The sequence below is a fragment of the Rhizobium sp. 18055 genome, assembly GCF_902706285.1.
In the GTDB taxonomy this organism is placed as follows: Bacteria; Pseudomonadota; Alphaproteobacteria; order Rhizobiales; family Rhizobiaceae; genus Rhizobium.
On sequence record NZ_CACSKD010000002.1, the window covers coordinates 1 to 26,001 of the forward strand.

The following is a 26,001-nucleotide window of genomic DNA, read 5'->3' on the forward strand; positions in this document are numbered from 1 at the left end:
GACTGGGGGTGGGTGGTGACTTGCGTAGAGCAGGGTTCGGTGTTCTGCTGTCGGGCCGGGCGAAGGTCGATCGGGAGGCTATCATTCGTGGTTATTCAGATATCGCATTCCAAGGCGACCGAGGAGGTCATACACATCCCGGCGATCGGGCTGGAGCTCAGCGTGCGCGTCGATCCGGCGACCACGGGCGGTGAATTCTGCTTCATCGACACGGTCAATGCGCCGGGCTTCGGGCCACCTCGGCATCGGCACGAGGAGACCAGGTGTTCCGGGTGATGGAGGGGCGCTATCTGTTCGAGGTCGATGGCGCGCAGTTCTATGCGGAGGAGGGCGATGTGGTGACCGTGCCCGGCGGTGCGGTGCATGCCTTCGTCAACGTGACCGACAGGCCGGCGCGGCAATATATCCTGATCGCGCCGGGGCTCGACGCCAAGGCCTTCTTCACCGGACTTGCCGGAGTGATGCGCGACGGGCGGCCGGATGAAGCGGCGCTCAACCTGTTTGCGCAGGCGTGGAAGGTCGAGTTTCTCGGGCCGCCGTTGACGGTGCCGGGAAAGGGCTGACCACGGTCATGACCGTTGGCCGCCGTCAGTCGGCCTTGATATCGATGCCGGCTTCCTTTGCTGCGGCGAGGAAGGCCCTGCGGGCGTCCTCGTTGCTGCGCTTGCCCTTGACGACGTCGGCGCAGATCAGCAGCGCCTTGTCGAGCTCCGGGCCGTCTTCCATCGGCCAATCCTCGATCATCGCCCAGGAGGCGGCCTGCGTCGTTGCGATGGTCACGTATTGGCCGGGCTCCTCCAGCGCGAGCAGCACCGGCTTCGGCCAGAGTGCCAGGGTGAGATCGCTGTCGGATTTTGCCATTGTCTCGGTGACCTGTGTGTTCGCGGATATTGGGTGATCCTTAGCGATGCGGCTGCTCGGTCACAAGGGGGAAGATGTCGCGCTGCAGCCATCGGCGGATGATCGCGGGTTCGGTCTGGTGAAGGTCGGTGGCCGATGGGGCGATTGCGCGTTGTGACGTCTGCGCCGGCGCTTTCGAACTGACGTGCCGCGCGGATTGCGTCTTCAGGGGCGCGGCTGTCATCGGAAGCCCTTTAGATGTGGCATGTGGTTGTTGGCTTCCTTCTGCTGCGGTGTTGCGGGAGGTGGGTTCGAGCCATTGAACTCGAGACTTTGGTGACCGTTGGAGATCCTCGGGACAAGCCCGAGGATGACGGGAGAGAGAGAATTTATCAATAAAAACAGAACTTTGACCAAGCTTAACCGGGCGTCTTCCGCCAGCTTGGCTGCCTCCGATGTCATCGCAGGCCTTGTGCCGGGGATCTGACTGCGTCTCGGAAAACGGAGCGCGGTGGATGGCAGTGCGCGGACGCAAAAACGCCCGGGCGGTGCCGGGCGTTTCGTGTTCGTTGTCGTTACTCGGCCGCTTCCGCGTAGTCTTCGAGAGGCGGGCAGGTGCAGATCAGGTTGCGGTCGCCGAAGACGTTGTCGACGCGGTTGACCGGCGACCAGTACTTGTCGACGCGGAAGGCGCCGGGCGGGAAGCAGGCCTGTTCGCGCGAATAGGGACGATCCCATTCGCCGACCAGGTCCTCGACCGTGTGCGGGGCGTTCTTCAGCGCGTTGTTCAGCTTGTCGGAACGGCCTTCTTCGATGTCGCGGGCTTCCTGGCGGATCGCCAGCATGGCCTCGCAGAAGCGGTCGAGTTCGGCCTTCGTCTCGGATTCCGTCGGCTCGATCATCAGCGTGCCGGCGACCGGCCAGCTCATGGTGGGCGCATGGAAGCCGCAGTCGATCAGGCGCTTGGCAACGTCATCGACGGTGACGCCGCAGCTATCGACCAGCGGACGGGTGTCGATGATGCACTCGTGCGCAACGCGGCCGGCTTCCGACTTGTAGAGCACGTCGTAGGCGCCCTTCAGGCGGGCTGCGATGTAGTTGGCGTTGAGGATCGCCACCTTGGTCGCCTGCGTCAGACCTTCGCCGCCCATCATCAGGCAGTAGCTCCACGAGATCGGCAGGATCGAGGCCGAGCCGAAGGCTGCCGCAGACACTGCACCCGACGTCTTTTGATCGGCTTGGCCGTCGCCCTCCGGGTGACCGGGAAGGAAGGGGGCCAGATGCGCCTTGACGCCGATCGGGCCCATGCCGGGACCGCCGCCGCCATGCGGGATGCAGAAGGTCTTGTGCAGGTTGAGGTGGCTGACGTCGGAGCCGATGTCACCGGGGCGGGACAGGCCGACCATGGCGTTCATGTTGGCACCGTCGAGATAGACCTGGCCACCGCGCTCATGGACGAGATCGCAGATCTCGCGGACGGTCTCCTCGAAGACGCCGTGGGTCGAGGGGTAGGTGATCATGCAGCAGGAGAGGTTGTCCTTGTGCTGCTCGGCCTTGGCGCGGAAATCGTCGAGGTCGATATCGCCGTTCTCGCGCACCTTGACGACCACGACCTTCATGCCGACCATCTGGGCCGAGGCCGGGTTGGTGCCGTGGGCCGATGTCGGGATCAGGCAGACGTCGCGGTGACCATTGCCGTTGGCGATATGGTAGTTGCGGATCGTCAAGAGGCCGGCATATTCGCCCTGCGCGCCGGAGTTCGGCTGCATCGAGAAGGCATCGTAGCCGGTGACGGCGCAGAGCTTTTCGATCAGGTCGTCGATCATCTCGCGATAGCCGAGCGCCTGGTCGGCGGGCACGAAGGGGTGGATGTCGGAAAACTCCGGCCAGGTGATCGGCAGCATTTCCGCCGTGGCGTTGAGCTTCATCGTGCAGGAACCGAGCGGGATCATCGAGCGGTCGAGCGCCAGATCGCGGTCGGACAGACGCCTGATGTAGCGGGTCATCTCGCTTTCGGCGCGGTTCATGTGGAAGATCGGATGCGTCAGGTACTCGCTGGTGCGGGCGAGCCCCTTCGGCAGGCGATAGCTCGGCTCGAACGCGCCAACCTCGAGGTTGCCGCCAAAGGCGCGCCAGACGGCTTCCAGCGTTGCCGGGCGGGTGCGCTCGTCAAGGCTCATGCCGATCTTGGTGGCGCCGACCTTGCGCAGGTTGACACCTTCGGCAACGGCGGCGCGCATGATGACGGCCTGCATGTGGCCGACATCGACGGTGATGGTGTCGAAGAAGGTTTCCGGCTCGATGGTGTAGCCGAGCTTTTCAAGCCCCTTGGCCATCAGCACGGCCTTCTGGTGGACCTGCTGGGCGATCGCCTTGATGCCCTTGGGGCCGTGGAACACGGCGTACATCGAGGCCATGACGGCGAGCAGCACCTGCGCGGTGCAGATGTTCGACGTCGCCTTTTCGCGGCGGATATGCTGTTCGCGGGTCTGCAGCGACAGGCGATAGGCGCGGTTGCCGCGGGCATCGACCGAGACGCCGACCAGACGGCCGGGCATCGAGCGCTTGTGGGCATCCTTGACCGACATGTAGGCGGCGTGCGGGCCACCGTAGCCGACCGGAACGCCGAAGCGCTGCGAATTGCCGATGGCGATATCGGCGCCCATTTCGCCCGGGGACTTCAGCAGCGTCAGCGCCAGGATATCGGCGGCGACAATGGCGATGGCGCCGGTCTGGTGCAGGCGCGAGATCAGGCCGGTGAAATCATGGACGTGGCCATGGGTGCCCGGATACTGGAAGATGGCGCCGAAGACGTCGACCGGGTCGAGATCGGTGAAGGGGTCGCCGATGATCACCGTCCAGCCGAGCGGCTCGGCGCGGGTCTTGATCAGCTCGATGGTCTGCGGATGGCAGGCAGCGTCGACGAAGAAGGCCTTGGCCTTCGACTTGGAGACGCGCTCGGCCATCGCCATGCCTTCGGCAGCAGCGGTCGCTTCGTCGAGCAGCGAGGCGTTGGCGACGTCGAGACCGGTGAGGTCGCAGATCATCGTCTGGTAGTTCAGCAGCGCCTCGAGGCGGCCTTGCGAGATCTCCGGCTGGTAGGGTGTGTAGGCCGTGTACCAGGCGGGGTTCTCCAGGATGTTGCGCTGGATCACCGGCGGGGTGATGGTGCCGTAATAGCCCTGGCCGATCAGCGAGACCAGAAGCTTGTTCTTGTTGGCGGTCTCGCGCAGCTTGTCGAGCGCCTCGCGCTCCGTCATCGGCGCGCCCCAGACGAGCGGTGCCTTCTGGCGGATCGATGGCGGCACGGTGGCGTCGATCAGCTTGTCGAGCGAGGCATAGCCGACGACCTTCAGCATCTCGGTCATTTCGGCCGGTGACGGGCCGATGTGACGACGGTTGGCGAAGTCGTAGGGCTGGTAGTCGGTGAACTGGAATTCTGTCGGCGTGGTCATTACGCGGTGAGCTCCTTGTAGGCTGCCTCGTCGAGCAGGCCGTCGGCGTCGGCAGCGTTGGCAAGCTTCAGCTTGAAGAACCAGCCGGCGCCTTGCGGATCGGAATTGACCAGCGACGGATCGGCAACGATGGCAGGGTTCACTTCGGTGATCTCGCCGTCGAGCGGGCAGTAGACGTCGGAGGCTGCCTTGACGGATTCGACGGTGGCGGCGTTGTCGTTCTTGCCGAAGGTGGCGCCGACTTCAGGCAGTTCGACGAAGACGAGATCGCCGAGCTGTTCGACGGCGTAGTTGGTGATGCCGACGGTGGCAACGCCAGCTTCGATCTGCAGCCATTCGTGTTCTTCGGTGAATTTCAGCATGGGACGGTCCTCTCTGGGGAATGGGTGGATTGTTTGAATGGTTTGTGGTCGGGGCAATGACCCCTTCTGTCCTGCCGGACATCTCCCCCACAAGGGGGGAGAAAATTCGTGGTGCGCCTCGGTGCCAGCTCGATCCGTAGACTATGCTGATGAAGGCGTTGTGGGGCTTTGATCTGGCCACTGGTATTCGCCCCCCTTGTGGGGGAGATGGCCGGCAGGCCAGAGGGGGAGCGACCCGGCACAGCCATCATTTGTCCTAGCGCTTGTAGGTTGGCGTGACGAAGGGCAGGGCCGAGACCGTGACGGCCAGATACTTGCCCCGCACCTCGGCGAAAACCACCGTTCCGACAGCCGCATGGCTGACCGGCACGTAGCCCATGGCCACCGGACCCTCGACGCTCGGGCCGAAACCGCCCGATGTCACTTCGCCGATCTCGGTCTTGCCCTCGGCATCGGCATAAAGCCTGGCATGGCCGCGCACCGGCGCCTTGCCGTCGGGCTTCAGGCCGACGCGGCGGCGGGTGGCGCCATTGTCGAGTTCCGACAGGATGCGGGTCGCACCGGGGAAGCCGCCGGCGCGGACACCGCCTGATTTGCGGGCCTTCTGCATGCCCCATTCGAGCGCTGCCTCGACAGGCGTCGTGGTCGTGTCGATGTCGTTGCCATAGAGGCAGAGACCGGCTTCGAGGCGCAGACTGTCACGGGCGCCGAGGCCGACGGGATCGACATCAGGGTGCTCGAGCAGGCGCTTGGCGATGTCTTCGGCCATGTCGGATGGCACCGAGATCTCGTAGCCGTCCTCGCCGCTATAGCCGGAGCGCGAGACCAGACAGGAGACGTCGTGCAGGCGGCAGTGGCGGACGTCCATGAACTTCATGGCGGCGACGTCGGCCCAGAGTTCGGCCAGCACGTCCACCGAGCGCGGGCCCTGCAGCGCGATCAGCGCGCGGTCGAGAAGGGTGATGTCGCAGCGGTCGCCGATATGCTTCTGCATATGGGCGAGATCGGCGTCCTTGCAGGCGGCGTTGACGACGACGAACAGGTGGTCGTCGAGATGGGCGATCATCAGGTCGTCGAGGATGGCGCCATTGTCGTCGGTGAAGAAACCGTAGCGCTGGCGGCCTTCGGCAAGACCGAGAATATCGACGGGGACGAGGCTCTCCAGCGCAAGCGCTGCATCCTCATAACGGCCCGACTTCGCCTTCACGATCACCTGGCCCATATGGGAGACATCGAACAGGCCGGCGGCGGCGCGGGTCTGCAGGTGTTCCTTCATGACGCCGGCCGGATATTGCACCGGCATGTCGTATCCGGCGAACGGCACCATACGGGCACCAAGCGACACATGCAGCTGATGCAGCGGGGTTTTCTTCAGGGCAGCAGTATCGTCCAAGGACGCCTCCGGGGTTTGCGCGTGGATACCAAGCGCGGGCTCAAACGTTCAGGCGCAGTTGCGCCTTGTCTTTCGAGCCCCCTCTGTCCCTTTGCCTGAGATTGTTATCCCTTCGGCGCGCGTTTCGAAGAACGCATCTCTCCAGAGTTCCGTCTGCCCCTTGCTGGTCCTTTTGCCTGAGAGTTTCCGGGGCGGTTGCTCCTTCGGCACCGGTCGCCAACGACCGACTTCTCCCAACAAGGTTGAGCGCAATTATCTGGCCATCGTGGGTGTTGGCAAGGGGGAATGTCGCCGGCGAACAAATTTTTGTCGCGGCCTTCGGCTAGCAAGCGACGCGCGAGGCGTCTGCTCAGTCCTCTTCGTAGAGCTTGAGAGCCTGCTTGAGGCTGGCCTGCGGCTGCTTCTGGCCCATGGTCATCAGGTCGAGCGCGACTTCCGTGGAATTGATGACGGCGGCGGTCTCATCGGTGATCTGACCGGCATCCGCCTGTCTTTTCCTGTCGGCGACCTTGCGGGCATCCTTGGCTGCCGTGCTCGCAGACACGCGCGGCGCGATGCGCAACGCTTCGAACGCTGAGGCCGCCGTGCTTGCCGAAATGGTACCAACGAGAACTGTCATAGGACAGGCTTAGTCCGGCGGGGGTTCGCCTCTCGCTAATAAAAATATTAGGATTTTATGGAATTGATGATTTGTGGGGCGGATTTGGAGTATTGTGTGCCATGTCGCCTGTATAGCGAAGGGAATTCTGCCGCACGACTTTGACATCTCTCGCTGTACTGCAAGACAAACAGCTGATTGTTGGTAACATCAACGGCGCGATGAATGGCTGCAATTGCGGCAGGTCGCTCAAACCCGCACATCGGTCTTGGAAGGAACAATTCAGATGAACCGATTTCGCATCCTCGTTCTTGTTGGCGCTTTCATCCTTCCCGCTTGCATCGTCTCGGCGTGCACGTCGACGACCGCAAGCCGCGACCCCAATCTGCCGCTGAATTCGGCCTGTGCGCTGGGTTTCAACAATGACCGCCCCTGCAGCTATTGAGGGCGGGAGGGCGACTGACTTGAAAGCTACTCGATATAGAGATCTACCAGCGCGTTGCGCCTGTCCTTGTCGATAACGACGATCACATGTCCTCCAGCGGGGCCGAATTGATCTTTGTCGGCGCGATAGATGTAATCGACCTTGAATTGGGTTAGATCGGCAGGGTCATAAGCAAAGTCCAGGCTGTTGCCGCGCTCGTTCTCACCGGAGAAACGCCAGCCAACCAGCGTCGAGACCATGTCGTACGGTTCGACCTGAAAGCTGCAGGACGCGAGATCGTCCGTCATGACCAGCGGAACCACGCATTTGACGTTGCTGACCGATGCGGGAAGTTCCTCAATCTGCAACACGGACCGCAGTGTCCTCGCCGGCGTGTCGTAGAGGGAGATCGCGGTGATCGATGCCACCACGAGTGCTGCCCAACCGAGGCCGGCGTATATCCATTTTCGTCTTATCGCCATCCTCGACGTCTCTCGGCTTTCGGTTCGGTTTGCATGGTCCGAACATGTTTTGCAACTTGGGCGTCAACGATCAATTCGAAAGCTGCCTTAAGGTGAATAAACTTGGACCCGGCGCAGCAAGCCAAAAGCGCGCCGCGCTCCAATTGGCAACCTTCCCGCCTTGCGCTAAACACCTCGCATGACTCAAGTTCTTCTCGTCGCCTTCGGTGGCGCCATCGGTTCTGTTTTGCGCTATTTCGTCGGCCAGTGGGCGCTTCGCGTCATGGGGCCGGGGTTTCCGTGGGGGACGCTGACGGTCAATGTCGTCGGCTGCTTCGTCATCGGGGTATTCGCCGAGATGATCGCGCGGCGCTTCGGGGCGTCGGCGGATCTGCGGCTGCTGCTGATCACCGGGTTTCTCGGCGGGTTCACGACGTTTTCGGCGTTCTCGCTGGATGCGATCTCGCTGTTCGAGCGTGGCGATCTGGCCTCGGGTGCTGTCTATATGATTGCCAGTGTCGGGCTGTCGATGCTGGCGGTGTTTGCCGGACTAGCGATCACCCGCGCCGTGTTCTGAGATTCAGGTTTCCGTTTTTGTCAAAAATGCTCTAAAGCCACCGGCAAAGGCCGCGCCTGGCGCCGGCAACTCTTTCCGAAAGTACTTTCATGGCTGGCATTGAACATATTACGGTTGAACCGGATGAGGCGGGCATGCGGCTCGATCGCTGGTTCAAGATCCATTTTCCGGGCCTCGGCTTCGGGCCGCTACAGAAGCTCCTGCGCTCCGGCCAGGTGCGTGTCGATGGCGGCCGCGTCAAGACCGATGCGCGCGTGCAGCCCGGCCAGGTGGTGCGCGTGCCGCCGATGGACGTCGATGCCAAGTCGAAGAACACGCCGATCGCCAGCCACGACCTGAAGCATGGCGGCGACTACGAACTGTTGCAGCGCATGGTGCTGCATGAGGACGACAAGGTGATCGTCCTCAACAAGCCGGCCGGCCTTGCCGTGCAGGGCGGCTCCGGCGTCACCCGCAATATCGACAAGATGCTCGAAGTCTGGACCAGCCCGAAGGGCGAGAAGCCGCGGCTGGTGCATCGGCTCGACCGCGACACATCAGGCGTGCTGGTGATTGCCCGTACCCGCGGTGCGGCGCAGAAGCTGACGGCGGCGTTTCGCGAGCGTGACACCAAGAAGACCTACTGGGCGCTGGTCAAGGGCGTGCCGCGCAAGCACGAGGACAAGATTTCCAGCTGGCTGGTCAAGGAACAGACCCCCGACGGCGACCGGATGCGGGTGGCGCGGCACGGCGAAGACGGCGCCGACCACGCGATCACATATTACAAGGTGCGCGAAACGGCGGCGCAGAACCTGGCCTGGCTGGAGATGGAGCCCTATACGGGCCGTACCCACCAGCTGCGCGTTCACGCGCTGCACATGGGCCACCCGATCATCGGCGACCCGAAGTATTTCGACGACGACCACAACTGGGATTTCCCTGGCGGCATCCAGAAGCGGCTGCATCTGCATGCGCGCAAGATCGATGTTCCGCATCCGAACGGCGGGCGCCTGCGCGTGACCGCACCTCTGCCGCCGCACATGGTCCAGACCTGGAACCTGCTCGGCCTCGATCTCGCTGAAGCCGACCGGGAAGACTACGAATGAAGCTGGCGCTGTTTGATTGCGATGGAACGCTGGTCGACAGTGCGGCGCTGATCCATGCGGTGATGGCGCGGACCTTCGTGGATTTCGGCCATGCGCGGCCGGAGCTGTCGCAGACCAAGTCGATCATCGGCTTGACACTCGATATCGCCATTGCCCGGATGCAGGGCAAGCCGCATGTCGATGACGAGGCGGTGGCGATGACGGCGCATTACAAGGCGATCTATCCTGGTGTCAGAGACGAGGCCGGCGTCGATGTGCCGTTGTTTCCCGGTATCGCGGAGCTGATCGGGACGCTGGCGGCCAACGACAATGTGCTGATCGGGGCGGTGACCGGCAAGTCGCGGCGCGGGCTGGTGCATGTTCTGGAGAAGCATGGGTTTACGCCCGATTTCATCGTGACGCGCACCGCAGACGATTGCCCGTCGAAGCCGCATCCGGCGATGGTGACGGAGTGCTGCAGCGAGACCGGAATGAATCCTGCCGATACCATTGTCATCGGGGACGCGATTTACGATATGCAGATGGCAAAGGCAGCCGGTGCCACCGCCGTTGGCGTGTCCTGGGGCTATGCCGCCATAGACGAGCTGCTGGCTGCCGGCGCCGATAGCATCGCCTACCGGGCAGACGATATTCTGAAGCATTTTTCCTGAGGTGAGCCATGCGTGATCTGTTGAACGACCTGACCGAAGGGTTGAGCCATCCCGACCCGATCCGCCGGGCGCAGATCCAGATGAAGAAGCCGCTGCCGAAGCGCTTCTACAAAGAGGTCGCCGTTGGCGAAGGCGAGGGCGGCTTTACCATCGAGCTCGACGGCAAGGCAGTGCGCACGCCGGCGCGCAACCAGCTGGCGGCTCCGACCCGAAAGCTGGCCGACCTGATGGCGGCAGAGTGGCAGGCGCAGGCAGACGTGATCGATCCGGCCTCGATGCCGGTGACCAAGCTGGTGAACACGGCGATCGACGGCGTTGCCACCGATACGCAGGCCGTGTTCGAGGATATCCTGCGCTTTTCCGGCACCGACCTGCTCTGCTACCGCGCCGACAGCCCGGAAGAGCTGGTGGCGCGGCAGACCGAGCGCTGGGACCCGGTGCTCGACTGGGCGTCGAATGCGCTCGGCGCGCGCTTCATCCTGGCTGAAGGCATCGTCCATCAGCAGCAGCCGCAGAGCGCCATTGCGGCGTATTCGTCGGCACTGCGCAAGCACGACAATGCGACGGCGCTTGCCGTTCTCCACACGATCACGACGCTGACCGGATCGGCGCTGCTGGCGCTGGCCTTTGCCGAGGGTGAACTCGACGAAGAGGCGGTCTGGTCGCTTGCGCATCTCGACGAGGACTGGACGACCGAGCACTGGGGCAGCGACGAAGAGGCCGAAGAGCGCCGGGCGCTGCGGTTGGTCGATTTCCAGGCCGCGACGCGCGCTTTTTTGGCGATCAAGAGCTGAATCATATTGCCTTGAACGCCTTTATGGCGAAGATCGCGACTCTCAGTGGGTGGATGCGGTTTTTCATCATGAATGTGTTTCAGTCGGCTATTTCCAAAGTTCTATTGTTATCTCTCGCGCTTTTTTCGGGTTTCGCACTGGCGTCCTGCGGTTCGATGTTTTCGAAAGAGCCGGCGGGCCCGGTCTATGACGTGCGCAGCGTCGTCGTTCTGTCGGGACCGAATATACCGGCCGTGGTGCTTTCGGGCGTCGGCGACCGGATCAACAAGGCGATCAACGCGACGGTGCGCACCGAGGTCTATCCGCGCGTCGTTCTGACGATCCGCATCGTCTCGGTGCTGAAGGAACAGGGCTTCGACAAGAGCCAGAGTTCGGCCAAGGTGACGGTCGATGCGGCTTCCGTCGATGAGGGCACTGTCATTGCCGTCTCGTCGTTCGAAGTAATCAGCCGGTCGAACAGTTCGGAATCGTCCGACGAGATTCTCGCCGAAAACATCGCGGCGCGGATACGGTCGATCTTTACGCTGAACGCTGGTTCCGAATAATCCAGAGTTTTGCACGGGAGGCGGGGGGAGCCGATGAAGGATATTCTCGAAGAGCTCGAGCGTCGCCGCGAGGTCGCCCGCAAGGGCGGCGGGCAGGTGCGGATCGATGCGCAGCACAAGCGCGGCAAGCTGACGGCGCGCGAGCGGATCGACCTGATCCTCGACGAAGGCTCGTTCGAGGAGTTCGGCATGTTCGTCGAACACCGGTCGAGCGATTTCGGCATGGAGAAGAGCAAGGTGGCCGGCGATGGCGTGGTCACCGGGTGGGGCACGGTCAACGGTCGCACCGTGTTTGTCTTCGCCAAGGATTTCACCGTGTTCGGCGGCTCGCTGTCGGAGGCGCATGCCGAGAAGATCATCAAGGTCCAGGACATGGCGCTGAAGAACCGCGCGCCGATCATCGGGATCTACGATGCCGGTGGCGCCCGCATCCAGGAAGGTGTGGCGGCGCTTGGCGGTTATGCCGAGGTGTTCCAGCGCAACGTGCTGGCCTCGGGCGTCATTCCGCAGATCTCGGTGATCATGGGCCCTTGCGCCGGCGGCGACGTCTATTCGCCGGCGATGACCGATTTCATCTTCATGGTGCGCGATACCTCCTACATGTTCGTGACCGGGCCTGACGTGGTGAAGACGGTGACCAACGAGACGGTGACGGCCGAGGAACTCGGCGGTGCCTCGGTGCACACGACGAAGTCGTCGATTGCCGACGGCGCCTATGACAACGACGTCGAGGCGCTGCTGCAGGTGCGCCGGCTGATCGACCTGCTGCCGCAATCCAACACCTCGGCGCTACCGGAGATCGATTGCTACCAGTCGGTGACCGAGGCGGACGGCTCGCTGGATACGCTGGTGCCTGCCAATGCCAACAAGCCCTACGACATCAAGGAACTGATCCTGAAAACCGTCGATGAAGGCGACTTCTTCGAGATCCAGGCGAGCTTTGCGAAAAACATCGTCTGCGGCTTCGGGCGGATCGAGGGATCGACGGTCGGCTTCGTTGCCAACCAGCCGATGGTGCTGGCCGGCGTGCTCGACAGCGATGCGTCGCGCAAGGCGGCCCGTTTCGTGCGGTTCTGCGATTGCTTCAACATTCCGATCGTGACTTTCGTCGATGTGCCGGGCTTCCTGCCGGGCACGGCACAGGAATATGGCGGGCTGATCAAGCATGGGGCGAAACTGTTGTTCGCCTATGCCGAGGCGACCGTGCCGAAGCTGACCGTGATCACCCGCAAGGCCTTCGGCGGCGCTTACGACGTGATGGCGTCAAAACATCTGCGCGGCGACCTGAACTATGCCTGGCCGACGGCGCAGATCGCGGTGATGGGGGCCAAGGGGGCGGTGGAGATCATCTTCCGCAAGGACATTGCCGACGCCGAGAAGATCGCCGCGCATACCAAGATGTACGAGGATCGCTTCCTCTCGCCCTTCGTTGCGGCAGAGCGCGGATATATCGACGAGGTGATCATGCCGCACTCGACGCGGCGGCGGCTGGCGCGCGGCTTGAAGATGCTGCGCAACAAGGATCTGTCCAATCCGTGGAAGAAACACGATAATATTCCACTCTGATGTGGAAAAAAATGGGGAAAACCGATGAAAATCAAGTGGATGTGATCGGAGTTAAGGAAATCGTGACTTCTTTGTGGCCTGGCAACCGGCTAACGCTCGACTGTCTTTTGACCAATGGAGAGTCCTAATGCCAAGTTTCGAACGCCTCAGCGCGTACCAGCCCTACGCGCTCGCTGCGCTGCGGATCATTACCGCCTTGCTCTTCATCGAGCACGGCACCATGAAACTGTTTGCCTTCCCGATTCCGCAGGGCGCCGGCGGCCCGCTTTCGGCGATGGCGCTGACGGCAGCCCTGCTCGAGGTGATCGGCGGACTGGCGATCCTCGTCGGCTTCCTGACCCGCCCGGTTGCCTTTATCCTGTCCGGTGAAATGGCTGTCGCCTACTTCATGGCGCATTTCCCGCACGGCTTCTTCCCGGCTGTCAACGGCGGCGGCGAAGCGATCCTCTACTGCTTCGTCTTCCTGTTCCTGGTGTTTGCAGGTGCCGGTGCGTTTTCGGTGGACAATCGCGCCAAGGCGTGACGCTGCTGCCGCGGGCCTGTCCCGCGATGTCTGATATGCGTTTGGGGACGAACGCAAACCGATCGGCCCTTTCGGGGGCCGATCGTGTTTCAGGCCATCGGTGCGATCAGCCGAGCCGCTCGGCGTGCCACTTCAGGTGATCGTCCATGAAGGTCGAGATGAAGTAGTAGGAGTGATCGTAGCGCTCGTGGGTGCGCAGCGTCAGCTTGATGCCGGTGTCCTCGATCGCCTCTTCGAACAGCCAGGGCCTGAGGCCCGTTTCCAGGAAACCGTCGGCCTTGCCCTGATCGATCAGGAATTCGGGGAAGCGTGCGCCGTCGCTTACCAGCGCGCAGGCGTCGTACTGCCGCCATGCAGCGCGGTCGGCTCCGAGATATTTCTCCAGCGCCGGTGCCGACCAGTCGGCGGTCGATGGCGCGACGATCGGGGCGAAGGCCGAGCAGCTCTTGAAGCGGTCGGGGTTCTTCAGCGCGATGGTCATGGCGCCGTGGCCGCCCATCGAGTGGCCGAAAATACCCTGCCGGTCCATGTCGACGCGGAAGTGCTGACTGACGAAAGCCGGCAGCTCTTCTGTGATGTAGCTATACATCTGGTAGTTCTCGGCCCAGGGCTCTTCGGTGGCGTCGAGATAGAATCCGGCGCCCTTGCCCATCTGCCAGTTGGTCAATTCGTCGGGCACGTCGTTGCCGCGCGGGCTGGTGTCGGGGCAGACGATGATCAGCCCGAGTTCGGCGGCCATGCGGCGGTATTCGCCCTTTTCCATGACGTTGGCGTGGGTGCATGTCAGGCCGGAGAGATACCAGAGCACCGGGCAGGGCTTTTCGATCGCCTGCGGGGGGACGAAGACCGCGAAGGTCATGTCGACCTTGCAGGCGTCGGAGGTGTGCGTGAAGACGCCCTGCATGCCGCCGAAGGCGGTCGCCTGGGAAAGGATGTTCATTCTATTCTCCGGATTTTGGCGTGACCGCCTTGGCGCGGCGGCACAGGCGATCGAATGTTTCGAGAAAACGCGAGCGATCCTTGGGGCTGAAAGCGGCATTGTAGCCCTTGCTCTCGCCGGTCTGGCGCAGATGGGCGCCGAGATCGCGCATGGCGCTGGCCATGCCGATATTGGTGTCGTCGAAGATGCGTCCGGTCGGGCCGGTGACCTGGGCGCCGGTGGCGACGCAGCGCACGGCGAGCGGCACGTCGGCGGTGATGACGACGTCACCGGGGCCGCAATGATCGGCGATCCAGTCGTCGGCAGCGTCGAAGCCATTGGAAACAATGACATTGTGGACCATCGGATCACGCGACGGGCGCAGGCCGGAATTGGCGACGAAGGTCACCTCGATATCGAGGCGTTCGGCGACCTTGAGTATTTCCGGCTTCACCGGGCAGGCATCGGCGTCAACGTAGATCATTCATATCCATCTGTTTTGTCTGAACGCCACGCGTCATCGGACGCGTAGCGGCTTTTGTCTGGTGACTCATAGTCCGTCTTCTGCCTGATATTCAAGCCGTCAGGCCTCCTTCAGCGTGCCTGCTGTCTTCGCCACCCAGGTTGCAATCACATCCATCAGCGTCGGGTTGAGGCAATCGTAGGGGTGGAGGCCGAGTTCGCCGAGCCGGCTGCGCACCGATGTCATCGCCGAAGGCGGCGTACCTGCCTCGATGACCGAAGAGACGAAGGCGGCAAAGGTGGGTTCGGGCCATCCGGTTTCCCGGAAGCGCTCGGGATGCACGAAGGCCAGCCCCTTGAAGGCATGGTCACGCTCGACCGGTCCATACATGTGGACACCGCACGCCCTGCAGGCATGGCGCTGGATCAGCGCGGCCTTGTCCACGATCTGCAGCTTGTCACCATTCTCCAGCACGGTGACATTGTCGGTCGACGCGACGGCGACGACCGAAAAAGCAGCGCCGTCGGGCTTCCAGCATTTGGTGCAGCCGCAGGCGTGATTGTGGGCGACGGTTCCCTTGACCGCGACCTTGACCGGTCGGTCGGCGCAGGCGCAGACCAGCGTACCGCCGTTGAAATTTGCCTGGCCCTTCTTCACGCCGCCATCAAGGGCGGGATGGATCGATACCTGGTATGCCATGGTCAGCGTCTCCTCCTCAGCTGCCGACGGCTCCCAAATCAGGATCAATTTGTGAAAAAGCCGCAGGCGATTTCAAAGTCGTACCGCATTGCGTGGTGTTTCTCGCAGCCGACACTACCACGCCCCGGATGCTTTCGCTCGAATGCATCCGCTTGCAACCGTTGCTGATGTGATCAAGCTGTATGGCGCTCAGGCAGCGTCGGTCTGGCGCAGCATGTCGACATGGGCAATGCCGTCCTCGAGATATTCGTCCGAAATCCTGACGAAGCCGAGGCTGCCGTAGAATGTCTCCAGATGCGCTTGGGCGGAGATTTCGATCGGTTGGCCGGGATAGGCTTTTTCGCAGGCGGCGATCGCCTCGCGCATCAGGGCTTCGCCGAGGCGCTTGCCGCGATGATCCGGCGAGACGGCGACGCGGCCGATGCGGGGGTGGGCGTCCGGTGTCGGGCGCAGCAAGCGGGCGCAGGCGAGCAGCTCCGCGCCATCGCGCAGGCGCAGATGCAGGCAGGCGGCGTCGTTGCCGTCGAGCTCGGGATAGGCGCATGCCTGCTCGACGACAAAGACGTCCACCCGCAGTTTCAGCATGGCGTAGAGGTCGATGGCGGAGAACTCATCGAGCCCCCGCACATCGACCGTGTAGGTGGGCGAAGGGATCAATAGACCACGACGCCGCGGATGCTCTCGCCCGAATGCATCAGTTCGAAGCCCTTGTTGATGTCGTCGAGCGGCATGGTGTGGGTGATCATCGGATCGATCTGGATCTTGCCGTCCATGTACCAGTCGACGATCTTCGGCACGTCGGTGCGGCCGCGGGCGCCACCGAAGGCGGTGCCCATCCAGTTGCGGCCGGTGACCAGCTGGAACGGACGGGTGGAGATTTCCTGGCCGGCGCCGGCGACGCCTATGATGACCGACTTGCCCCAGCCGCGGTGCGAGGATTCGAGTGCCTGGCGCATCACCTTGGTGTTGCCGGTGCAGTCGAACGTATAGTCGGCGCCGCCGATCAGGTCGCCGTGGCGCTTGGTCATGTTGACGAGATAAGGCACGATGTCGTCGCCGACTTCCTTCGGGTTGACGAAGTGGGTCATGCCGAAGCGTTCGCCCCAGGCCTTGCGATCATTGTTGATATCGACGCCGATGATCATGTCGGCGCCGGCAAGCCGCAGGCCCTGCAGCACGTTGAGACCGATGCCGCCGAGGCCGAAGACGATGGCCGTGGCGCCGATCTCGACCTTGGCGGTGTTGATGACCGCACCGATGCCTGTCGTCACGCCGCAGCCGATGTAGCAGATCTTGTCGAACGGCGCGTCAGGGTTGACCTTGGCGAGCGCGATCTCGGGCAGGACGGTGAAGTTGGCGAAGGTCGAGCAGCCCATGTAGTGGTGGATCTTGTCCTTGCCGATCGAGAAGCGCGAGGTGCCGTCAGGCATGACGCCCTGGCCCTGAGTGGCGCGGATCGAGGTGCAGAGGTTGGTCTTGCGCGAGGTGCAGGAATAGCATTCGCGGCATTCCGGCGTGTAGAGCGGAATGACGTGGTCGCCCTTCTTCACCGAGGTGACGCCGGGGCCGACATCGACGACGATACCAGCACCTTCATGGCCGAGAATGGCCGGAAACAGACCTTCCGGGTCGGCGCCCGACAGGGTGAAATCGTCGGTATGGCAGATTCCGGTCGCCTTGACTTCAATCAGCACTTCGCCGGCGCGCGGGCCTTCGAGCTGTACGGTCATGACTTCGAGCGGTTTTCCTGCCTGTACGGCAACGGCGGCGCGAACGTCCATCTTCGGATTCTCCAATGCTGATTTGATTGCGCGGACTTTTGCACGCGGGGCAAGTCAGGCTCAAGGGAAAACCCGTCGGATGGGATAAATTCGTTGTCAGATGAGCGGCTTGCGCCGGTCGCTGTGCCGTCTGCGTCAGAACAGCTTGTCGATCGCGGTGATGACGGCATAGCCGTGCATGGCAATCGCCGCGTAGAGCCCGAAGGAGACCAGCATGCGCTCGCCGCCGTTCATCTCGTCGAGCTTCTGGCGCGGCTTGAACGAGCCGCCGCCGATCAGGCTGACGAGGGTGAAGACCAGCAGGCCGACGACGAGATACCGGGCGGGAAGGCCGATCTCGAAGCCGATCGACAGGATGCAGAGCGTGACGATGAAGCTCGCGACGATCTGCGACTTGCGGGTGCGGAAGATCTGCCGCAGCACCTGGCCACCGTCGAAGCGGTGCATCGGCAGCAGGTTGAGCAGGTTGAAGGTGCCGAGAATAAGCAGGAAGACCAAGAGCGGCGCGCGGGTGGCCGGCGGCAGGATGTCCTGTTCGGTCAGATGGCTGCCGAGGATGAGGATCGGCACGAAGAAGGCCGACATGCCCGATCCCATCAGCGCGCAGGTGGCGACCTCGAACAGCGATCGGTAAGGCCTGCTGCCGATGGCGATGCCGCCGAGGAAGGGGATGAAGATCATTCTCACCGAGGTGTGGCCGAACATCCGGTAGGCTGCCATGTGGCCGAGTTCGTGCAGGGCGATGACGACGGTCAGGAAGGTCGAGATCATCAGGCCCTGTTGCGTCAGGCCGAGGAAGGGCCAAAGCAGCAGCGTCGACAGAACGGCGAGCGCGACCTGCACGAGCGGATGCTCGAAATAGCCCTGCGGCTGCGATTGGCCGGTTTTCAGCCATCCCGATAGCGCCTGCATTTCACGACGGAGCGCGAAATAGCGGAAGATCAGGAAGGCGAGGCCGCGATAGCGGTCGGTCTGGTCGATCTCAAGGATTGCGCCATCCTTGGTCGGACGGACGATGCGGCGTTCGCGAAAATCCTGCCAGAAGGACACGTCGAGGGTGCTGTCGTCGATGATCGAGGATTGAAAGCCGCGGGCATTGCCGGCAACCGCAAGCACCGGTTCCAGCGCCAGCAGACGGCGCAGCGGTTCGCCGTGCCGGTCGGGAAGCGTGAAGGTCTGTTCGACGACATTGGTGCCATCGGCACGCGGGGTGCTCGATATCATCGAGTGATGCCAGTTGGCGGCACTGCCCGACGGGTTCATGGCGCTCCACAGCGTCTCCGGCGAGCAGGCAAAGGTCCGGCGCAGCCGCAGCGTTCTGAGGCCCACCGGCATGCGCATCAGCAGCCAGAGCAGACCGAGATTGATCAGCAGCAACAGCAGGGCAGATTGCATCACGCTCATGGCACGCTCCGGTCCGGCGTCGATGCCGGATTTCCCTTATGTTAAAGGCTGCGCGTTAACAAAGGTGGGTGGCGGCTGGTGCTGAAAGGCGGCTGCGGACCAACAAACTGTGCCTTAACGGGTCAGGCAAATTCCATGATGACGGCATCGACGGCGAGGCTTTCTCCCGCCTTGGCATTGATGCTGCCGACCGTGAGATCGCGCTCGGCGCGCAGCACGTTTTCCATCTTCATCGCCTCGACGACGGCAAGCGTTTCGCCGGCCTTGACCTCCTGGCCTTCGATGACGGCGATCGAGACGACGAGGCCCGGCATCGGGCAGAGCAGCAATCTGGAGGTATCAGGCGGCAGCTTGACCGGCATCAGCCGATCGAGTTCGGCGTGGCGCGGCGTCATCACTCTCGATTTCACCGACAGGCCCTGCCAGTCGAGCCGCATGCCGTTGAGGATAGGGCGCAGTTGCGCGGTGATGCGCTGCCTGCCGATCTTGCCACGCCAGACGGGATCACCCGGTCTCCAGTCGGTGACAACGGAGAGCGTCTCGCCTGCGATCTCCATGTCCATCTCGAAGGGGAGGGTGACGAGGCCGTCGAGCAGGCGGACATCGATATACGCGTCGCCGAGCCTGACGCTCCAGACGTCGCGAAGCGCATCGGAGGCGCTGCGCAGCCGGTCGGCGAAATTCTCGCGGCGATTGGCGTCGATCAGCGACGCGGAGAGCGCGATTGCCGCGAGGATCGCCTGCTGGTGCGCATCGGGCGTGACCGGCTGGAAGCCGTCAGGGTATTCCTCGGCGATAAAGCCGGTGGAGAGCCGCCCCTCGCGCCAGCGCGGGTGTTTCATCAGGGCTGCGAGGAAGGGGACGTTGTGCTCGATGCCATCGACGACGAAACCGTCGAGCGCCTGACCCATCGCCTCGATGGCGTCGAGACGGGTCGGTGCCCAGGTGCAGAGCTTGGCGATCATCGGATCGTAATACATCGAGATCTCGGCGCCTTCGAAGACGCCGGTGTCGTTGCGGATGATGGCGTTGCCGGTCTTTCCTTCAGAAGGGGGCCGGTAGCGTGTCAGGCGGCCGATCGAGGGCAGGAAGTTGCGGTAGGGGTCTTCGGCGTAGATGCGGCTTTCGACGGCCCAGCCGTTCAGCCTGATGTCCGACTGCTGGAACGGCAGCTTTTCGCCCGCTGCGACGCGGATCATCTGCTCGACGAGATCGACGCCGGTGACGAGTTCGGTGACCGGGTGCTCGACCTGCAGGCGGGTGTTCATTTCGAGGAAGTAGAAATTGCGGTTGCCGTCCACGATGAATTCGACGGTGCCGGCACTCTGGTAGTCCACGGCTTTGGCCAGCGCCACCGACTGCTCGCCCATGGCGGCGCGGGTGGCTTCGTCGAGAAAGGGCGAGGGCGCTTCTTCTGCGACCTTCTGGTTGCGGCGCTGGATCGAGCATTCTCGTTCGCCGAGATAGACGACGTTGCCGTGGGCGTCGGCCAGCACCTGGATCTCGATGTGGCGGGGATCGACCACGTATTTCTCGATGAAGACACGGTCGTCGCCGAACGAGCTCTTGGCTTCCGAGCGGGCGCGGTCGAAGCCGTCGCGGACCTCGGCCTCGCTCCAGGCAATCCGCATGCCCTTGCCGCCGCCGCCGGCCGACGCCTTGATCATCACGGGGTAGCCGATCTCGCCGGCGATCTTTTCGGCCTGTTCGGCGCTGTCGATGACACCGAGATAGCCGGGGACGGTGGAGACATTGGCGGCGTTGGCGAATTTCTTCGATTCGATCTTGTCGCCCATCGCCTTGATCGCCTTCGGCTTGGGACCGATGAAGACGATGCCTTCCTTCTCCAGCGCCTCGCAGAAGGAGGCGCGCTCGGAGAGGAAACCGTAGCCGGGGTGGACGGCCTGGGCGCCGGTCTGTTTGCAGGCGGCGATGATCTTTTCGGCCACCAGATAGCTGTCGGCTGCGGCCGCCGGGCCGATGTGGACGGCTTCATCGGCCATTTCGACATGCAGCGCATCACGATCGGCATCCGAATAGACGGCGACCGTCGCGATGCCCATGCGGCGCGCAGTCTTGATGACGCGGCAAGCGATCTCGCTGCGGTTGGCGATCAGGATTTTCTCGAACATGAAGACTCCACCCGTGACATGCGCTCCGGAGTCTTAAGCATAAAGACCGGAACGCACAATCATGGGCAAGATCGGCACGGGCAAGGCGGGGCAGGCAAGATCGGGGCGGGCACGGGCAGGATGGGCACGAGCCGGTGATCAGGCGACGGCCGATTCACCGCCGAGGCTGTCGTCAACGATGCGGAGCCAGCGGCTGCGGCGCGGGGCCTCGGCATATTCCACCAGCCGGAGCGCGGCCGTGATGGCCGCCCAGCGCGGATGATTCGACGCCGGGAGCGTCTCCTCACCGATGCGCATCATCACGCCCCAGGTCAGCGGCTGGACGGTGATGACGCCGCCATCGCTGACGTTGCGCAGGATCCGCATGATGTAGTCGATATCCTGGCGGGTAATGCCTTTGCGGGAAAGCGGGCGATCGAGATGATAGGCACCGACGTTTTCGGCAATGGCGAACCTGAGCTGGTCAAGCGCAAAGGCCCGCAGCTCGTCGGGCACATGGGCGGAAATCTCCATGACGTGCAGCACGAGTTCCAGCTCCAGCGGCGAGTTGACGACGCCATCGGTTGCCACCATGCGCATCAGCCATGCGACGTTGATTTCGTCGAGCGAACCCTGTGGATAACTGTAATGGACGATGAAGGCCGCAAGCTGCTCGACGAAGTAGCTATTCCATTCGGGGCATTTCTGGCGGCAGGAATTGTTCAGTGCCAGCATGACGACCACGTCGTCAGGTGTCCGGATTCCATCCGGAAAACTGTGTTTGCGCAGAAGACTGATGTCCTCCACGGCAAGCCGATGCTTTCCGGCGATGACACATGCCGGAAAAGCGAGTCGAATTTCGCTCATCTTTTCTCTCCAGGCTTCATCATGAAGCCGAAGTTTGTTCTAGCGCCAGCGAATTGATGTTCCCTCAACGGGCGGGGTTAACAGGAGGTTGATGCAGTCAGGCCTGTTTTAGCGACCGCGCCTGCACGCGCTCACGCCAGATGATGAACAGCCCCGAGGCGACGATGATCATGATCCCGACCCACTTGGAAAAGTTCGGAAAATCGCCGAACAGCGCATAGCCGAGGATGGTGGCCGAGATGATCTCGAAATACTGGAACGGCGCCAGCAGCGACAACGGCGCCATGCGGAAGGCGCGGACGACGATCATGTGGGCGTAGCCCGAGATCGAACCGAGGATCAAAAGCAGCACGAGGCCGAGCAGCGAGGTGGGCAGGGAGACGTCGAAATCGCCGATGCCCATGCCGTTTCCCACCACGAGCGCGCCGGACATGAAGAGCGTGCCGCCGATGCCGGCCATGGTCTGCATCGTCAGCGGCGAATCGGCATTGCCGATGGCGCGGTTGAGAAACAGGTAGAGCGAATAGAGAAAGGCACAGCAGACCGGCAGCAGCGCCTTCAGGCCGAAGACTTCGTAGCTCGGCTGGATGACGATCATCGCGCCTGCGAAGCCGACGACGATCGCGGCCCAGCGCCGCCAGCCGACCTTGTCGCCCAGAAACACCGCCGAAAGGCCGGCGAGCATGAACGGTTCGACGAAATAGATGGCGAAGACATCGGCGAGCGGCATGTATTTGACCGCCATGAAGAACAGCAGGCTGGCAGCCCCATGCAGGACGCCACGCAAAAGGTTCATCCACGGGCGCTTGGCCGACAGCGCGCCCCATCCGAACATCACGAACAGGATCGGCAGCGTGCAGACGAGCTGGAAAAAGAAGCGGTAGAACGTGATCTGTGCCGGCGACATGCCCTCGAAGGTCGCCATGTACTTGGCAATCGCGTCCATGGCCGGAAGGACGATCATGGCGCCGGCCATCAGGGCCATGCCTTGCAGGGGATTGTGCAGGTCGGATTGATCAGACATCGAGGAGAGATTTCATTGGGCTGGAGGGCAGCGTCAAACGATCACATTATCCCGCGGAAAGATAGAGAGCGCGTTGATATCGTTGATTCTCCTGTCGGTTGACAATGGCCATGGCGGATCGGCCGTGTTGCAGCTGTCAGAGGGCGCCCTGGGCGGACGTCCTCTGACCTGATGCAAGAAGGGGCTATTTCCAGCTGGTATAATCGCCGGCGACGCAGCCGAATGGTGCGCGATCGTTGCCGAACCGGCTTTTCAGCTGGTCGCAACCCCAGCGGTTCAACGGTGCCGGCATCATGTTGTTGAAGTCCATACCCGGCGAGTTGAACTGCGAGGCGGCGCTGGTGACGTACCACAGCCAGTAGCCGAGGAAGCCACCGACGATCAGCAGGATGACAAGCAGAATCATCGTCAGTCTTTTCTTGAGGGACGGGCCTTTCTTCGCCGGATCGACCAAATCGGACGCCTGCTGCCGCTCGATTGCCGTCAGTTCCTCGGTCAGCGGAGCAAGTGCCGCGGCACGCTCTTCGTCGGTCAAGGCAATGCGCTCCAGGCGACTGTCGAGCAGAACGGGGAGTGCGGTATCGCCGTGCCAGACCGCCAGCGCCACGGCCTTGCCGCCGCTCTCGCCGACGATCAACGGCTCCTGGCCGCGCTCGAACCGTGTCAGCGCGGTACGCCCGGTCTTCCTGTCGCTCAGCTTGTCGGCGTAGTTGATGGTGAAGCGGTTGCCCTTGTTATTCACAGAGGTGATTTCCACCGGCAGCGCCACGAGCCGGGCCGGATGACGCAGATGCCTCCAGACCAATAGCAGGCGCAGGGCCAGAAACATCATCATCACGCAGGCGCCGGTCAGCAGAGCCGCAAAGATGGCCAATGTGATGATCCGGTTCCACAGCATGTCCAGCCCGAGGCTGAGCGTGGCAAGGGCCGGCTCTTCGCCCGAGATCACCAGATTGGTCTCGTAGTCGCCACTGTGAAGATCGACGAACATGATCTCGACGTCGCTCTCGTAGCTCTGGCCGTTGTAGATATAGCCGAGCTTGGCGTTGCAGGTGGTGAATATGGCCTTGCGGGTGGTGCATTTTCCATCGCGGATGCTGCCATCCTCGACGACAACCGGATTGCCGCTGATCTTGTAATCGCGCAGAATCCCCGGCGCTTCCGCGATCACCATCAATGCCACGATCAACAGCAGGACAGGGGTCGAGAGATAATAGGCCTTCGGCATGGAGAGCACGCCGCAAGCGAGCGCAAGCGGGCGCGATGGCAATGTTACAGTCGGAAATGTCATGAGCTGCCTTGATGGATATCACTGAAATATAAAGCGGGAGGTCGCGAAAAAGGGCCGTGCCAGACGACGAGAAACCCGATCCGTTTCGCACCCGCGCGAAGAGCGTGCGACAATAGGTTGTCGTGCCATATTCTCAATAGCTGAATGAAATCAATCCACTGACTTTTTCATCTGTGGCCTGATCGCTTGATCGGCAGGGTGTGGGTGCAAGCGAGACGAGCCCAGCGTGGCCTTGCGACAGGTCAGAACGCAATTCAGCGCTGAATTTGAACGAACTCGGTTTCGGCGCGTTTAGAGCTGCGAGAAAAGAAAAGAAGGAAACATCCATGAACAAGATTCTGTTGATCGCAGCCGCTGCAAGCCTGGCTGTCGTGCCTGTCGCCAACGCGGCCTCCACCCCCAAGCACAGCAAGCATCCGGCGCAACAGGTGGCCACCGAGCCGAAGCAGCGCCTTGGAACGCTTTCCTGCGAGGTCGCCGGCGGTGTCGGTCTGCTTATCGGCTCCAGCAAGGCCGTCGAGTGCCAGTTCAAGCAGAGCACCGGCAGGGTCGAGCGTTACGCCGGCAATATCGGAAAGCTGGGTCTCGATGTCGGCGTCACCGGCAAGAGCTATCTGAGCTGGGTGGTGGTCAATACCGCGCCGACCCGCGTCGGCGATGGTGCGCTTGCCGGCACCTATGTCGGTGCTTCGGCAGCGGCATCTGTCGGTGTCGGCCTCGGCGCCAACGCGCTGGTCGGTGGCAACGCCAAGAATTTCGCATTGCAGCCGCTGAGCGGCGAGGCGGGAACGGGCCTCAACGTCGCGGCCGGCGTTTCGCGGCTTCAGCTGAAGGCTGTCCGATAATCAGTCACCACAGCCGAGGCCGAGCGATATCGATGTCGCGGAGCCTCGGCCTTGTTGTTGGGCGAGAGCAGGTGGCGAGTGATTCGCGGATGACACCACGCGAATCGCGATGCACCCTTGTTTTTCTCAAGAGCCGTTGTGCGGCAGGGCGATCGACAGGGTTACGATGACGATTGTTTGACGATGTCGGGGGATGGATGTCCAGCCTGGATATTGCACCGAGGCATCGAAGTGGACTTGTCGAAGATGGGGCATGTCTTATGCCGCGTGACTTGTGGGCCAAGTCAAAATCACATGTGATGTGATTGCCCCTGAAAAGGGGATGGTGCGGTCGAGAAGACTCGAACTTCCACGGGTTGCCCCACAGCGACCTCAACGCTGCGCGTCTACCAATTCCGCCACGACCGCATCGTGGTAGGTGCCGGTTTGTGCCGGCGACGCAGCATGTAGCAAAAGGATTCCGGGGACACAAGGGCGCTATCACAGATTTTTTCAAATAGATGACAGCGTTTGAATCGGAGCCGAAACGAGGCCATATAGACCTTCGCAGCTGCCGGCCGGAAAACACGGGCCAGGCGACAAGGAACGGCCATGTTACGCACAGATCTCGAGTTTTCCATGTTTCCGCAGGCCGGTTCGCGCCCCGTGCGCTGGCGCATCTCCGACGGGCTTGTGCCCTATCAGGAGGCTGTGGATATCATGGAGAGGGAAGTGGCAGAGATCGCCGAGGGCGGCGACGAGCTCGTCTGGCTGCTCGAACATCCGCCGCTTTATACCGCGGGCACCAGCGCCAATGCCATAGATCTGGTGCAGCCGGATCGGTTTCCGGTGTTCGCCACCGGGCGGGGCGGGGAATATACCTATCATGGCCCGGGCCAGCGGGTCGCCTATGTGATGCTCGATCTGAAGCGCCGGCGCCAGGATGTGCGGGCTTTCGTGGCGGCGCTGGAAGAGGTGATCATCCGCACCCTCGATCAGATGAACGTGCGTGGCGAGCGCCGCGAGGATCGCGTCGGCGTCTGGGTCTGTCGTCCCGACAGGCCGCCGCTGCCGGATGGAACGGTGGCGGAAGACAAGATCGCCGCGCTCGGCATCCGGCTGCGCAAATGGGTGACGTTCCACGGGCTGTCGGTGAACGTCGAGCCTGATCTCGACCATTTCGGCGGCATCGTTCCCTGCGGGATATCGGCCTATGGCGTGACCAGCCTTGTCGATCTCGGGTTGCCGGTGATGATGGCCGATGTCGATATCAGGCTGCGCGCGGCGTTCGAGACGATTTTCGGTGAGACCGTCAACGACGGCTGAGCAAGACGGCGTCGTGCTG

General features: G+C 62.5%; 28 protein-coding genes, 1 tRNA gene, 1 pseudogene and 2 riboswitches. Of the genes and pseudogenes, 12 read left to right on the forward strand and 18 right to left on the reverse strand.

All coding sequences use genetic code 11. The features are described from left to right. A pseudogene (locus tag GVL52_RS30765) lies at positions 1–276 on the forward strand (hypothetical protein); the annotation flags it as partial. Continuing rightward, positions 264–563: a cupin domain-containing protein gene (locus GVL52_RS30770; protein WP_244619088.1), complete on the forward strand. Its 300-nt coding sequence runs from the start codon at positions 264–266 to the stop codon at positions 561–563. The pseudogene GVL52_RS30765 and the gene GVL52_RS30770, both read left to right, overlap by 13 nt. Positions 564–588: 25 nt before the next feature. Here GVL52_RS30770 and GVL52_RS03440 read toward each other — a convergent pair whose 3' ends face one another. From GVL52_RS03440 to GVL52_RS03465, 6 genes are all read right to left on the reverse strand, one after another. Further along, entirely contained in the window at positions 589–861 is a 273-nt protein-coding gene (locus GVL52_RS03440) for a DUF982 domain-containing protein (protein ID WP_160004003.1), read from the reverse strand. Positions 862–901: 40 nt separating this feature from the next. After that, a complete protein-coding gene (locus GVL52_RS03445; RefSeq protein ID WP_160004004.1) occupies positions 902–1,084 on the reverse strand; it encodes a hypothetical protein in 183 nt (60 codons plus the stop codon). A gap of 331 nt (positions 1,085–1,415) precedes the next feature. Further along, positions 1,416–4,295 carry an aminomethyl-transferring glycine dehydrogenase gene (gene gcvP, locus GVL52_RS03450; protein WP_160004005.1) on the reverse strand — a complete coding sequence of 960 codons (2,880 nt, stop codon included), beginning with the start codon at positions 4,293–4,295 and terminating at the stop codon, positions 1,416–1,418. Further along, positions 4,295–4,657: a glycine cleavage system protein GcvH gene (gene gcvH, locus GVL52_RS03455; protein ID WP_160004006.1), complete on the reverse strand. Its 363-nt coding sequence runs from the start codon at positions 4,655–4,657 to the stop codon at positions 4,295–4,297. The genes gcvP and gcvH overlap by 1 nt, the downstream gene beginning before the upstream one ends. 256 nt (positions 4,658–4,913) lie before the next feature. Further along, positions 4,914–6,050: a glycine cleavage system aminomethyltransferase GcvT gene (gene gcvT / locus GVL52_RS03460; RefSeq protein WP_160004007.1), complete on the reverse strand. Its 1,137-nt coding sequence runs from the start codon at positions 6,048–6,050 to the stop codon at positions 4,914–4,916. A 73-nt stretch (positions 6,051–6,123) separates the two neighbouring features. After that, a riboswitch (glycine riboswitch) is annotated at positions 6,124–6,205 on the reverse strand. 3 nt (positions 6,206–6,208) lie between these two features. Then, a riboswitch (glycine riboswitch) is annotated at positions 6,209–6,296 on the reverse strand. A 103-nt stretch (positions 6,297–6,399) separates the two neighbouring features. After that, a complete protein-coding gene (locus tag GVL52_RS03465; RefSeq protein WP_160004008.1) occupies positions 6,400–6,669 on the reverse strand; it encodes a hypothetical protein in 270 nt (89 codons plus the stop codon). A 265-nt stretch (positions 6,670–6,934) separates the two neighbouring features. Between GVL52_RS03465 and GVL52_RS30310 the strand changes: the two genes are divergently transcribed. Continuing rightward, positions 6,935–7,093, forward strand: a complete 159-nt coding sequence (locus GVL52_RS30310; protein ID WP_200847761.1) for a hypothetical protein — start codon at positions 6,935–6,937, stop codon at positions 7,091–7,093. Positions 7,094–7,119: 26 nt separating this feature from the next. On the opposite strand, the gene GVL52_RS03470 is transcribed toward GVL52_RS30310, so the two are convergent. Further along, entirely contained in the window at positions 7,120–7,500 is a 381-nt protein-coding gene (locus tag GVL52_RS03470; RefSeq protein WP_160004009.1) for a hypothetical protein, read from the reverse strand. A gap of 232 nt (positions 7,501–7,732) precedes the next feature. On the opposite strand from GVL52_RS03470, the gene crcB reads away from it, so the two are divergent. The 7 genes from crcB to GVL52_RS03505 all read left to right on the forward strand — a co-directional run bounded on the left by crcB (position 7,733) and on the right by GVL52_RS03505 (position 13,273). After that, positions 7,733–8,110 (forward strand): fluoride efflux transporter CrcB, encoded by a 378-nt coding sequence (gene crcB, locus GVL52_RS03475; protein WP_160004010.1) that lies wholly within the window; start codon positions 7,733–7,735, stop codon positions 8,108–8,110. An 89-nt stretch (positions 8,111–8,199) separates the two neighbouring features. Continuing rightward, on the forward strand, positions 8,200–9,195 hold the full coding sequence (locus GVL52_RS03480; protein ID WP_160004011.1) for an RluA family pseudouridine synthase: 996 nt from the start codon (positions 8,200–8,202) through the stop codon (positions 9,193–9,195). Next, on the forward strand, positions 9,192–9,845 hold the full coding sequence (locus GVL52_RS03485) for an HAD-IA family hydrolase (protein WP_160004012.1): 654 nt from the start codon (positions 9,192–9,194) through the stop codon (positions 9,843–9,845). Before GVL52_RS03480 ends, GVL52_RS03485 begins: the two co-directional genes overlap by 4 nt. 8 nt (positions 9,846–9,853) lie before the next feature. Beyond that, entirely contained in the window at positions 9,854–10,639 is a 786-nt protein-coding gene (locus GVL52_RS03490; RefSeq protein WP_160004013.1) for an ATP12 family chaperone protein, read from the forward strand. 68 nt (positions 10,640–10,707) lie between these two features. Then, positions 10,708–11,184, forward strand: coding sequence for a hypothetical protein (locus tag GVL52_RS03495; protein ID WP_160004014.1), 477 nt, complete (start codon positions 10,708–10,710; stop codon positions 11,182–11,184). A gap of 33 nt (positions 11,185–11,217) precedes the next feature. Then, positions 11,218–12,750: an acyl-CoA carboxylase subunit beta gene (locus GVL52_RS03500; RefSeq protein WP_160004015.1), complete on the forward strand. Its 1,533-nt coding sequence runs from the start codon at positions 11,218–11,220 to the stop codon at positions 12,748–12,750. A 127-nt stretch (positions 12,751–12,877) separates the two neighbouring features. Beyond that, complete coding sequence (locus tag GVL52_RS03505; RefSeq protein ID WP_160004016.1) at positions 12,878–13,273, forward strand: DoxX family protein; 396 nt, start codon at positions 12,878–12,880, stop codon at positions 13,271–13,273. A 106-nt stretch (positions 13,274–13,379) separates the two neighbouring features. On the opposite strand, the gene fghA is transcribed toward GVL52_RS03505, so the two are convergent. The 10 genes from fghA to GVL52_RS03555 all read right to left on the reverse strand — a co-directional run bounded on the left by fghA (position 13,380) and on the right by GVL52_RS03555 (position 23,832). Next, positions 13,380–14,213 (reverse strand): S-formylglutathione hydrolase, encoded by an 834-nt coding sequence (fghA, locus tag GVL52_RS03510; RefSeq protein WP_160004017.1) that lies wholly within the window; start codon positions 14,211–14,213, stop codon positions 13,380–13,382. A 1-nt stretch (position 14,214) separates the two neighbouring features. Next, positions 14,215–14,676 (reverse strand): YaiI/YqxD family protein, encoded by a 462-nt coding sequence (locus GVL52_RS03515; protein ID WP_160004018.1) that lies wholly within the window; start codon positions 14,674–14,676, stop codon positions 14,215–14,217. A 99-nt stretch (positions 14,677–14,775) separates the two neighbouring features. Beyond that, a complete protein-coding gene (gfa, locus tag GVL52_RS03520) occupies positions 14,776–15,354 on the reverse strand; it encodes an S-(hydroxymethyl)glutathione synthase (RefSeq protein ID WP_160004019.1) in 579 nt (192 codons plus the stop codon). 189 nt (positions 15,355–15,543) lie between these two features. Next, complete coding sequence (locus GVL52_RS03525; protein WP_160004882.1) at positions 15,544–16,008, reverse strand: GNAT family N-acetyltransferase; 465 nt, start codon at positions 16,006–16,008, stop codon at positions 15,544–15,546. Continuing rightward, positions 16,008–17,135, reverse strand: coding sequence for an S-(hydroxymethyl)glutathione dehydrogenase/class III alcohol dehydrogenase (locus GVL52_RS03530; RefSeq protein ID WP_160004020.1), 1,128 nt, complete (start codon positions 17,133–17,135; stop codon positions 16,008–16,010). Before GVL52_RS03530 ends, GVL52_RS03525 begins: the two co-directional genes overlap by 1 nt. Positions 17,136–17,270: 135 nt before the next feature. Beyond that, positions 17,271–18,539 carry a hypothetical protein gene (locus GVL52_RS03535; RefSeq protein ID WP_160004021.1) on the reverse strand — a complete coding sequence of 423 codons (1,269 nt, stop codon included), beginning with the start codon at positions 18,537–18,539 and terminating at the stop codon, positions 17,271–17,273. A 122-nt stretch (positions 18,540–18,661) separates the two neighbouring features. After that, positions 18,662–20,671: an acetyl/propionyl/methylcrotonyl-CoA carboxylase subunit alpha gene (locus tag GVL52_RS03540; protein WP_160004022.1), complete on the reverse strand. Its 2,010-nt coding sequence runs from the start codon at positions 20,669–20,671 to the stop codon at positions 18,662–18,664. Positions 20,672–20,809: 138 nt separating this feature from the next. Then, entirely contained in the window at positions 20,810–21,517 is a 708-nt protein-coding gene (locus tag GVL52_RS03545; protein ID WP_160004023.1) for a hypothetical protein, read from the reverse strand. A gap of 97 nt (positions 21,518–21,614) precedes the next feature. Next, on the reverse strand, positions 21,615–22,541 hold the full coding sequence (locus tag GVL52_RS03550; protein ID WP_160004024.1) for a DMT family transporter: 927 nt from the start codon (positions 22,539–22,541) through the stop codon (positions 21,615–21,617). Between the two features lie 184 nt (positions 22,542–22,725). Then, on the reverse strand, positions 22,726–23,832 hold the full coding sequence (locus GVL52_RS03555; RefSeq protein WP_160004025.1) for a hypothetical protein: 1,107 nt from the start codon (positions 23,830–23,832) through the stop codon (positions 22,726–22,728). A gap of 326 nt (positions 23,833–24,158) precedes the next feature. On the opposite strand from GVL52_RS03555, the gene GVL52_RS03560 reads away from it, so the two are divergent. Beyond that, positions 24,159–24,677, forward strand: coding sequence for a DUF992 domain-containing protein (locus GVL52_RS03560; protein WP_160004026.1), 519 nt, complete (start codon positions 24,159–24,161; stop codon positions 24,675–24,677). Between the two features lie 323 nt (positions 24,678–25,000). Here the strand turns inward: GVL52_RS03560 and GVL52_RS03565 are convergent. Next, positions 25,001–25,085, reverse strand: a tRNA-Leu gene (locus GVL52_RS03565). 183 nt (positions 25,086–25,268) lie between these two features. Between GVL52_RS03565 and lipB the strand changes: the two genes are divergently transcribed. Next, a complete protein-coding gene (gene lipB, locus GVL52_RS03570; RefSeq protein WP_160004027.1) occupies positions 25,269–25,982 on the forward strand; it encodes a lipoyl(octanoyl) transferase LipB in 714 nt (237 codons plus the stop codon). Positions 25,983–26,001 lie beyond the last annotated feature (19 nt).